The sequence below is a fragment of the Iningainema tapete BLCC-T55 genome (assembly GCF_014698965.1).
GTDB classification, from domain to species: domain Bacteria; phylum Cyanobacteriota; class Cyanobacteriia; order Cyanobacteriales; family Nostocaceae; genus Iningainema; species Iningainema tapete.
Window position 1 is genome coordinate 87,854 of the sequence record NZ_JACXAE010000080.1, and the last position, 10,323, is coordinate 98,176.

8 protein-coding genes and 1 pseudogene are annotated in these 10,323 nt (G+C 41.6%); 2 read left to right on the forward strand and 7 right to left on the reverse strand.

Features of this window, described 5'->3' with window-relative positions; all coding sequences use genetic code 11:
- Window positions 1-294: 294 nt before the first annotated feature.
- The 4 genes and pseudogenes from ICL16_RS26240 to ICL16_RS26255 form a co-directional block, all read right to left on the reverse strand.
- Complete coding sequence (locus ICL16_RS26240) at window positions 295-1,317, reverse strand: response regulator (RefSeq protein WP_190833885.1); 1,023 nt, start codon at window positions 1,315-1,317, stop codon at window positions 295-297.
- 451 nt (window positions 1,318-1,768) lie between these two features.
- Window positions 1,769-2,518 (reverse strand): hypothetical protein, encoded by a 750-nt coding sequence (locus ICL16_RS26245; RefSeq protein WP_238360966.1) that lies wholly within the window; start codon window positions 2,516-2,518, stop codon window positions 1,769-1,771.
- Window positions 2,519-2,703: 185 nt separating this feature from the next.
- Window positions 2,704-2,847, reverse strand: a pseudogene (locus ICL16_RS47385) (helix-turn-helix domain-containing protein); the annotation flags it as partial.
- A gap of 203 nt (window positions 2,848-3,050) precedes the next feature.
- Window positions 3,051-3,224, reverse strand: a complete 174-nt coding sequence (locus tag ICL16_RS26255) for a hypothetical protein (RefSeq protein ID WP_190833887.1) — start codon at window positions 3,222-3,224, stop codon at window positions 3,051-3,053.
- A 68-nt stretch (window positions 3,225-3,292) separates the two neighbouring features.
- On the opposite strand from ICL16_RS26255, the gene ICL16_RS26260 reads away from it, so the two are divergent.
- Window positions 3,293-4,855, forward strand: a complete 1,563-nt coding sequence (locus ICL16_RS26260) for a transposase (RefSeq protein WP_202895728.1) — start codon at window positions 3,293-3,295, stop codon at window positions 4,853-4,855.
- A gap of 435 nt (window positions 4,856-5,290) precedes the next feature.
- On the opposite strand, the gene acsF is transcribed toward ICL16_RS26260, so the two are convergent.
- Entirely contained in the window at window positions 5,291-6,367 is a 1,077-nt protein-coding gene (gene acsF / locus ICL16_RS26265) for a magnesium-protoporphyrin IX monomethyl ester (oxidative) cyclase (protein ID WP_190833894.1), read from the reverse strand.
- Window positions 6,368-6,925: 558 nt separating this feature from the next.
- Between acsF and ICL16_RS26270 the strand changes: the two genes are divergently transcribed.
- Window positions 6,926-7,423 (forward strand): TM2 domain-containing protein, encoded by a 498-nt coding sequence (locus tag ICL16_RS26270; RefSeq protein WP_190833898.1) that lies wholly within the window; start codon window positions 6,926-6,928, stop codon window positions 7,421-7,423.
- On the opposite strand, the gene ICL16_RS26275 is transcribed toward ICL16_RS26270, so the two are convergent.
- Window positions 7,420-8,079, reverse strand: a complete 660-nt coding sequence (locus ICL16_RS26275; RefSeq protein ID WP_190833901.1) for a DUF2996 domain-containing protein — start codon at window positions 8,077-8,079, stop codon at window positions 7,420-7,422. The two genes, ICL16_RS26270 and ICL16_RS26275, sit on opposite strands and share 4 nt — an antisense overlap.
- A gap of 146 nt (window positions 8,080-8,225) precedes the next feature.
- On the reverse strand, window positions 8,226-10,323 hold a 2,098-nt coding region (locus tag ICL16_RS26280), incomplete at its 5' end, for an autotransporter outer membrane beta-barrel domain-containing protein (protein WP_238360967.1).

Here is a 10,323-nt window from a genome sequence, read left to right on the forward strand (position 1 = left end):
GGAGATGTTCAATCAACAATTAGCTACCTTGAACTGTTAACTGCTAATTGTTAACAGTTCAAATAAATTTGTTCATAAATCAAATAGAAGTGCTTGAGTAGATGCTAGATTTTTAGAAAAAGACTAGTTTTCCTTCAAGGCTACTCAAAACTTTCTTTAAGAGTAATCTTTTTAAGAAAAAATTAATAATTGCGCTTCAAGAATTTTTGCCGTGACAAAATAGATTTATAGTAGTCTTAGTAATAGTGAATACCAAAATTAAATCAAGGTGTTATTTTTATGTCTATAGCTTAATTATTTAATGTATTGAAAGGCGATTTTCAGTAAATCTGCTTGTGTAAAAGGCTTAGTTAAATACCCTGAAGCTTTCACAAGTTTTGCCCTTGCTCTATCTATTAAGCCTGTTCTTCCTGTTACCATAATTATTGGTGTATTTTGAAAATAAGAATGTTTACGTAGTAAGGAACACAGTTCATAACCATCTAAATTAGGCATCTCAATATCTAGTAAAATTATGTCAGGTTTCACACGGATAATTTGCATTAAAGATTTTACTGGATCGTTAACTCCAACAAAGGTAAAAATTTGCTCATCCAAAAAACATTTAATGGTATTGATTATGATTGGGCTATCATCAATACAGAAAACTGTGTATTTTTTGTTGAAAGGATGTTGGTATACTTGTTGAGCGCTATGTAATGGTGGTTGTTTTTTTGATTGTGTCGATGGCGATCGCCCTTGAAAAACTTGAAAGCGATGGTTTACCTTTTGATTGTCAGAATTTTCTGGACTTTTGTACTGTTTTTGAAAGTTTTCGGCAAGTAAAAGCAGATCGAGATGACAAAACTTAGGCATGTCGTCTAAAAAACTTTCTGAAGAAAATTCATAACTTCCCTCTTTTAACCTTAAAAATGGCTCTAAAACCTCTAATGCCAATCTCTCAATCAATGTTCCTGCTTGGGCTAAGTTAAGATGCCTCTGATTAACTAACCAGCAAATGGCTAGATAATCTGGATTAGGAATTGCCTGATGCTCAATACCTGTTTCAAATATTGCTTGTAACTGCTGATAAATCCCTGGATGAAGAGTAGAAATTTTCTGACTCAATTGTTGTAAATTTTTGTAAAGCAAATTAAACATGTTATCTGCGTAACAAGCGTATATTAGTTTACCCTTTTCAAGATAGAATAACCATGTAGCTGTCGAGCTATAAACCTGCAAACAACCAGTATTCTGTTGGCTGGTGATCTTCGTTAGTAGAGCTAGTGGTTGTAAAGATTGAAAAAATCTGTATCTACCAATAGGAAGAGTTTTCATAGGGGTAAAAGTAATATTTTTATGGAAACTTGTGGATAGCCTTGTTGAAATAAACAAAAATATCAACAGAGGTACTGATAGCTATGTAGAGCTTGCTATTACCAGATAGTAAAATGACTCAGATATGGGTCATAAAAAAGTATGTCAAAATTGATTGTAGATATCTTTTCCTCATATTACTGTAACTCAAACGTTAGGCATACACTTTTGTGTAAGCTACAGGCGACGCGAACTAGTAGAAACACACTCCAACGTTATTTTGTGATGAATAGCTTGGGAAACAGGCTCGTTTGCTAAACTGATTAATTAGTAAACTACTAAAAAACAGTAAAGTTTAGCTAAAAGATAGACAAGGATATATTAATCACTAACATTAAAATTTTGTCGTTTCCGGAAAAAAAATAAAACATAATCCATTTCTTTAAGAAGTGAGAAAACATGTTTCTTAATATTAAGGTATCCATTCCAAAACAATATTTACACGACTATCTTTATCCCGTCGAGCATTTTGTTTTTGAATATCTGTAGCAATACGGAGATTACGAGTAACAGCATAACCTACGGAAAAACTAGTTAAACCAACTTCTTCATTAGTACCTGGGTTAACCCAACTTTGAGTTAGAGATATGTCTGCAGCACCATCACGAGACAAAACTAACAGCAACCTCGCACCTAAATTCACTCCATCTGTAGAGTAACTATTTGTTTGCAAATGCCTAAAACCTACCACAGGTGCAAAATTAACATAACTACCTAAAGGACGTAAATAATAATGCAAATCTACACCGTAAGCCTCATGCTTACCATTAAATGCTGCCTGATACTCACCACTAACAGTTAAACCATCACCAATAAAAACATCCTCAACACCAACATTTACTCCAAAAGCTTGTCCCATTGAAGGAAACACAGAAAAACCAAATCGTACTCTTGTGCAAAAACTCGGATCATTCCTAATATCCTCCAATACATTTGGCACTTTCCGCCGCCACCGCTGTAAAACAGGACTACCTTCAATCACCTCCGGACTTAAATCCAACTCAACAGGAGGTTCACATCTACCAGGAGTAGCTGTTAACAGCAAACAAGCAGCCGCAAAACCGATCTCCCCAAGCCAACGCCAGTCGCCTACACAGGGAAAGCGATCGTTCGCGCTAACTCCTGTGATTAAGGGGGTACATACATTTGCGCAAATCAACATAACTGATAACAATTCTTAACTTCTCTTTCAATCCTTGGCGTCCTTGGCGTCTTGGCGGTTTATAAAAAAGGATAGCAGAAACTTAATTTGATCAAGACCAGTACCTCAACAATCAGTTATTGGTCTTGATCAAATTAATGTGCGATCGCCAGACAGGCTCCAGAGAAAACTGCACCTTGCCAATGCTAATACTCCAACCCTTGACTCTTTTCAGTTTTGTTTCTACTTCGAGTAGAAAGCCCCATTGACTTCAGTAAACGAGTAATGTGGTAATTGCTAACTTTTATACCTAATTCTTGGGCAAGATGTTTTCCTAACCACTGAGAAGTCCAGCGCTCAAACGAATAGCCATAATCACGAGGGCAACTTCTTGCGCGAGTTCGTTTAGTTGCCCTGGTGGTCTAAAGGTATCATCGCGATCGGATGCCCAGAATTGAGCTATTTCTGTTTGATCTGCTGTACGAACAGTACTATTCTCAGCACCTAAAGCGGTTAAGCAGAAAGACTCAAGTCTAGATAAAACACAGCAAATCTATGTAATTTGTCCTCTAGCCCACTTTTCGACCAAATCGCTAATACTTCTACAACCACGCTCCGAAGCTCTTTGCTGTAGAAGTTTTTTTGCTGTAGGAGTTAAAGCAATGTGTATGTGAGTTTTTACCTCGTCATAATCTTGCCCTACTCCTCTAAGTTTTTTCTTTCCCATTTTTGATTTAGATATGGTGGCTGGTCTAAAAATATGCTATCATTTGTTTATAGAGGAGGTAAACAATCATGGCAAGCAAGAAACAACGTAAAACAGAAGAAACCTATACTCAGGTAATCCCTGTTGTTTCTTGTTCTGATGAAGCACAGGTGGATCAAATAATGCACCTGTGTGGCATCCCTAGATCACTCACCTATAACAAACTTGGTTCTTTGCAAGGCTGGGACTTAGATTGGAAGAAAGCTGATTCCATCATTAGGACAATATTAAAACCCGATGATATTGGACTTCCGGGGAAGATATGGGAATGGGCTGTCAATGACACGATGAAAGCGATTTCTGCGCAACAAGAAGCGGCTAAAGTTTATCTAGTGCGCGAGATATGGCGAAAATATCCAATGCAAAGCGTCCAACAACAACGCTTAAAATGGCTAGCAGAGAACAAAGGGAAGAAAAAAGGAGAGGAGTTAAAAGCACTTAAACTTGTGTCGTTAGAGATGTTTCCAACCTGTGCTATTGAAACGGCACGGAATAGGCTGATTGAATTACTGGAAACAGACCCAACTAAGGATAAATGGCTCCATCGTAAATTTCGCACTCAGTACAAGCGAGGTCGTACTTTTGTTCGCAATCAGATTGTTTATCAGGGTCAAGGCTACACCTGCAAACGAATTAACCGTCATTCTGTCGAATTACAAATCCAAGGGTTAGAGCGTGGCAAAAAGATTACCTTAAATCTTAGATGTCGCCATATTATCAAAGGTCAAATCCGAGTCATTCGGAACATTGATGGGCAATTAGAAGTACATTGCGTCCATCAACGCACGAAGACCTTGCCAGAGGGTAAGCCTACTCAATCAATAGGATTAGACAAAGGATATACAGAAGGGTTTTATACTTCTGACGGTCAAGCGATAGCGTCTGGACTTGGGAAGATGATGACCGAAAAGACCGAGCGGATTGCCAAAACCAACCGTAATCGCTATCGGATTAGAGCATTCGCAAACGGTATTACAAAGCATGACCCAGCCAAGGCAGCGCGTATTTTAGAAAAAAATCTTGGCTATAAGGTCAAAACTCGCAAGCTACAAAGCGAGAAAGAAACTATCAAGAATTTTATTCGCTTTGATTTACGACGGGTCATCACTTCACCTATCGATATAATTTGCGAGGATCTCTCTATCCCCATCAAAGGCAAGAGTCAGGCAAAGCACCTTACACGCAAGCTTAATCAATGGATGAAAGGGGAATTACAAGCTTCAATTGAGAAAATCTCTTTGGAGACTGGATCGACAATATCAGTGGTCAATCCAGCTTATACATCGCAACTTGATTCTTTGACGGGAACGCTTTTAGGTTGCCGAAAAGGGGATCTGTTTATCCGTTACACGGGGGATGTAATCCAGGCTGATTGGAATGCGGCGATAAATGTCCGTGTTCGAGGGCAGGATAACCAAATTACTAGATACATGCGATCTAGCGAGGTGGAAGCGATCTTAGTAGGTCGCACTGTCCAATACTTACACTCAATCGGCTATTCCGTTGCAGCAGCGCTATTACTTGGATGGTTGCCATCTAAGTTTAAGACCACTGCTTTGAAATATGAGAGTAAGTATTACCCACAGGGGTAGCGGGTACGCTTAAGCTCTGATCTGGGAGACTCAAGCCCCGAAGTCGCCAACGTGCTTTAGCCACGACCAAATTAGATGATAGCAGCAATTAAAGACACTTCTGTTGTTTCTGCATAGATTCAATAAGATTTAGTTTACCCCGAAATTCTCAAACTGTTTTATAACACTGACAACATCAGTTACGATCTTCGTTCACAGGAATTACCTGGTGTTGCACGCTCTTACGGCAGCTTTTCACAAGCAGCTCAAGAGGATTCTGATAGCCGCATTTACGGTGGAATTCATATCGACGCCGCCACTGTAGATGGGGTAGCAGTAGGCAGAAATGTTGCCAACTTTGTGTTTAATAATTTTTTGATTTAGTCGGAGATTACCAAGAAAATAAAAAAGGTTCTGCGAACGTGCAGAACCTTTTAACTTATAAAGAGCGATCGCCTAACGTACAGTACCGTGAGCAGCCATAGCATCAATTGGCTTCATCAAATACAACCGCAACAACTGCCAACCATTAGAAACGTAATAAGGTAACTTCTGGAAGAATTGTAAAAACTTAGGAGTATTAGAATTAGCGATCGCCGTCAACTTCTCATTATTTTGCACACAAACATCCAATCGCTGATAAAACTCCGGAGTTTCCACATCCAGCATTACCGGGAAAACACGCCCTGCAGTTTCATTAGTTTTCTTAATCACATAGATGTCGTACTCCCGTGCATCTAATCCAATCGCCGCATAAAAGTCTTTACGCTGGATATCATTCAGATACATAGTTGCAAACACCGACAGTAAGAAAAACCGACTCCACAACCGCGCCCTCCAATCATTTAACATTTGTGGTTGGGCTTTCATGATCGCATCAAAGAAATCCCCGTGACGGTTTTCATCCTGACACCAGTTTTCAAAGAACCGGAAAATCGGATAAATCCTGTCTTCTGGATGTGACTCCAGATGACGATAAATCGTGATATACCGCCAATAACCAATTTTTTCCGAAAGATATGTTGCGTAAAAGATAAATTTCGGCTTAAAGAAGGTATAATCCCGACTCTTAGTCAAAAACCCTAAATCTAGCGACATATTGAAATCTGACATCGCTTTATTCAAGAAGCCAGCATGACGGGCTTCATCTCGCGACATCAAAGAAAAGCACTCTGCTAGTACAGGGCTTTTGTCTTTCAAACGACGGCTGAGTTCTTTATAAAGCAAAAAGCCGGAAAATTCTGCAGTACAAGAACGTTCCAGAAATTCAATGAACAATTGACGTTTTTCTCCGTCAATATGATCCCAGGATTGTTCAAACTCAGCATCCCGAACAAAGTGATGGCGGTTGTAGTCAGCACGAAACTCTTCGAGAATGGCTTTCAACTCGTCTTCATTCACAGAGATGTCCATCCGTGCCATCTCGTCAAAGTCAGTGGTGTAGAACCGGGGTGTTAGCAGGGTTTCCTTGGCTGGGACTTTGATCCCTGGGCGCATTTCGTCAAAGCTAGGTTTTTTTAGGGAATCTACCATGTTTTGATTGCAATGAGTTTTTATCTAAAGTGCCTGAGAAAGCCAAGCAAAATGCTCTCCCCAGGTGCATTTGCAGTGTCTCTGTTAGATATGAGACTTGAATACACTATTTGTATCAAATCTCAGTCTACCAAGGAGGGGAATAATTGCTATGAGGTAAAACGTTAAGAGTTGCAACAATCGCTCTCGTTTTTTTGGAAATAGGGGAGGGAGATTGGGGTTGTTACAAGTAAAGTGGAAGCGATCGCACGCTCGCCCCTACCTGTGAAAATCACCCGTTTGGGTGAATCTACTGCGTGAAGTTTAGCACTATGCGCTGATCTTATCCTGAAAGAAAGACCATGTATGATAAGGGCGAACAGCTGCTCGCCCCTACTGTTATGTAATTTCTGCAACTTAAAAATTAGGAAAATTTTGGTTTTGCTGGTTATCGTAGGATAAAGAGTTATTCAAATTCATGACTTCTAAAAACCCAACTAACTGCCTATAAAGTGACGAATCAGAACAAAAACTAATAAGACTGAAAAGTAACAGCGCCGACGAGGGGTAAAAAACAAGATGAATGCTGACAATAACAAAAAACAAGAACGACTTCTAGTTTCCTATATTTTGAGTGCAGCTTGGTTTTTCGGCTTGGGCGGACTGCATCGATTATATAATGGTAAAATTGGCACAGGGCTATTATGGCTGTGTACAGGCGGTATACTGGGTATAGGGCAATTTGTGGATGTGTTCCTCATACCTAATATGGTTGATGAACACGAAATGAGACTGAGACTTAAAGCTGGGTTGTCCCCTCTGGGTGTGCCATTAAATGAACCAGTCGTAGCTTCAGAAGTATACCGTCCCACTGGTCATCAGTTAGTGGTAAAGCTGATTGAAGCTGCTGAAAGTAAGGGTGGCACACTTACTGTTACTCAAGGTGTGAAGGCAACAGGAGCCACTTTTCCTGAAGTCGAAGCAGCGCTGAAAGAGTTGCTGAAATCTGGCTATGTAAGAATAGATAACGACCCCATTTCTGGAGCCGTTATCTACCATTTTCATGAATTAAATTAGTTTCTTCCCAGCCACTTTTGACCGTTCAAGCGTTGCACTAGTCCATATACTAAAAGGTCTAGTGTAACTTTGCGCTCATCAATTAAGAATGACTCAAGAGTGCTGGGCTTTTTGCCTTCATTACAGGAAAATGCCTTCTTCCCTTGAATATCTTCTTCAGGAAAATATAAGTTAAACTGTCGCAATCCGTTTTGCCAACTACCAAGAATTTGCCACCATTCAACGCCAGTGTCAAAACCCTTAATTGCTACTTTTTGTTTGGCAAAATTTAGCTGTAAATCTTGCACACCTTGAGAAGTAATCGCCTTTTCCACAGCAGGTAAGTAATGTTGCTGTATAAATTCGGCAAATGGTTTATCTTCAACTGCTGGGGCTTTCTCTTTTTTTGCAGCTCCCTTGGCGGCTGCAGCTTTTTCTCCTGGCTCGGATGACGCGGCGGCTGGTTTTTCTTTTTTGGGTGGTGCGTCAGCTTTTTTTGCCGCGTTGGGATTATCTCCTGATACCGCATTGGCATCTGGTGCGTTGGCGCTAGGAATATCTGTCGCTGCTGGTGAATCTGTACTAGGAGCGTGTTCTTCAGCAACATCGGGAGCCTGCTTCTCAACAGTGCTGGGAGCTACTTCCCCAGCTTCATTGTGATTGGTTTCTTCTGCCATTGCTATAAGTCAATCCTTTGTTTAGCGGAACCGAGCGATCGCTCACCTTGAGGTTTTTCTCATTTTCATTTTGACATACACGACTTGCTAAAATACAAAGCGATCCCTCACTACTAAGCAAATCTTGTTAGCTTGAACGCTCAAGCTTAACGAATAGGGCAAGATGCCGGATTGAACAAGGGACTATGAGGATTAACAGTTGATGCACTAGCGACCAAAACTATGTTTCCATTGGCATCAACTACCCACCCGGTGGCTTCCACAATTTCAGTAGGGGGATTGACAGAATTAGCTTCTGTGTTGCTTCGTTCCCTTGCCTCGATATCCTTCGCCCTTGTTGTCTTTAGCGCCCTTGTCTCCAATGGAAGCCTCACCCAATCAGCTAGCACCGCATCACTCATTAATGGTTCAGTGGGACTGGGGGCAACTCCTCCACGTCCAGTTGCAGTAAATGAACCCCTTCTTTGCTTACCACCTGGAGCGCAGCCAGTAGCGATTTGCTGTGTAGCATCAACCAGATTTACGGGCAGTTCTACTAATCCTTGTGTGGGGTCAACATCAAGTGTGTTGATTTGCACTATGCCAGCTACTCCAAGTTCAGAACTGGCTGTGATGTCACTTAAGGGAGTTGGGCTATTGCGAGACTGAAGACCAAAGATGCCTTTGGTTGTAATATCAACTCTACCACCTTTACCAGTAAATGCATTGGCGGTTATGTCACTATTTTCTCTTGGGACAGCGATGATGAAAGGGGCATTAATGGTAATGTTACCACCGTCACCGCCTGCACCATCAATACCCGCAGAAGTGGAAATTTGGCTATCACGGCGTAGCAACAGTAAGTCACCCACTTGTAGGTTAATATTACCGCCATTACCTGATGCGGATGTAGCGATGAATCTTCCGGAGTTATCCAAATAAATTTTAGGTGAGGTAATTTCAATGTCTCCGGCGCTTCCTGTACTTTGAGAACGAACAAAAAAGCCACTATTAGGATCAATAGGTGCAACAACATCTCTACCAAATTTTTCTACTCTCTCAGTGAAAGTGCGATCGCTTCCATTGACTCGGACTCGGTCTGTGGCATTGACTGTAATTTTACCTGCATTTCCAGTGCTAGAAGATGTAGAGAGAACCTGTCCACCTTTGAGAATCTCAGCCTGTCTCACATTTAAGGTAATATTGCCGCCATTACGATTATTGGCAGTTCGCGCATCTAAAACCGCGCCATCTGATACGCGCAAAGCACTCGTATTTACAATGATATCGCCACCTTTACCTGTAGGACTCGAAGTATCTGTAAATAAGGCACTAGAGCGTCCGCTAATTGAGTTGGTTCCAGAAACACTAACGGAATTCTTGGCGTTGACTTCAATGTCACCTGCATCCCCTTGTCCAAAGGTGCTCGCATCAAGTACAGTGCCATTGGTCACAGACACAGTAACAGCGCTAATGCGGACGTTCCCGCCCTTACCTACTCCTGTCTGTTCTACTCTGCTGAAAGCACCACTGGAATATCTGCCATTGCTAAAGGTATCATCAAAAGAGACATTGCCCCTCGCATCAATTATCACACTACCTGCATCCCCTTGTCCAACGGTAGCCGCAACAAGTTGAGCGCCATTGGTCACATACAAACTCTCAGCGCTAATGCGGATGTCCCCGCCCTTACCTTTTCCTGTTTGTTCTACTTTGCTGAAAGCATCGCCGATATCAAAAGAGACATTGTTCCTTGCATCAATTATCACACTACCTGCATTCCCTTGTCCAAGAGTGCTTGCAGCAAGTTGAGCCTCATTGGTCACATACAAACTCTCAGTGCTAATGCGGATGTCCCCGCCCTTACCTACTCCTGTCTGTTCTACTGTGCTGAAAGCACCACTCGAAGATCTGGCATTGCTAGAAATACCATCAAAAGAGACATTGCCCCTCGCATCAATTACCACACTACCTGCATTCCCTTGTCCAAGAGTGCTTGCAGCAAGTTGAGCGCCATTGGTCACATACAAACTCTCAGCGCTAATGCGGATGTCCCCGCCCTTACCTTTTCCTGTCTGTTCTACTGTGCTGAAAGCAGCGCCGATATCAAAAGAGACATTGCCCCTCGCATCAATTATCAGACTACCTGCATCCCCTTGTCCACTGGTACTGGCTTGAACTTGAGCGTCATTGGTCACATACAAACTCTCAGCGCTAATGCGGATGTCCCCGCCCTTACCTTTTCCTGTCTGTTCTACTGTGCTG

Excerpts from the sequence above, each read along its gene's own strand:
- ICL16_RS26240 (WP_190833885.1), bottom strand. The coding sequence starts at position 1,317 with ATGAAAACTCTTCCTATTGGTAGATACAGATTTTTTCAATCTTTACAA.
- ICL16_RS26245 (WP_238360966.1), bottom strand. The coding sequence starts at position 2,518 with ATGTTGATTTGCGCAAATGTATGTACCCCCTTAATCACAGGAGTTAGC.
- ICL16_RS26255 (WP_190833887.1), bottom strand. The coding sequence starts at position 3,224 with ATGGGAAAGAAAAAACTTAGAGGAGTAGGGCAAGATTATGACGAGGTA.
- ICL16_RS26260 (WP_202895728.1), top strand. The coding sequence starts at position 3,293 with ATGGCAAGCAAGAAACAACGTAAAACAGAAGAAACCTATACTCAGGTA.
- acsF (WP_190833894.1), bottom strand. The coding sequence starts at position 6,367 with ATGGTAGATTCCCTAAAAAAACCTAGCTTTGACGAAATGCGCCCAGGG.
- ICL16_RS26270 (WP_190833898.1), top strand. The coding sequence starts at position 6,926 with ATGAATGCTGACAATAACAAAAAACAAGAACGACTTCTAGTTTCCTAT.
- ICL16_RS26275 (WP_190833901.1), bottom strand. The coding sequence starts at position 8,079 with ATGGCAGAAGAAACCAATCACAATGAAGCTGGGGAAGTAGCTCCCAGC.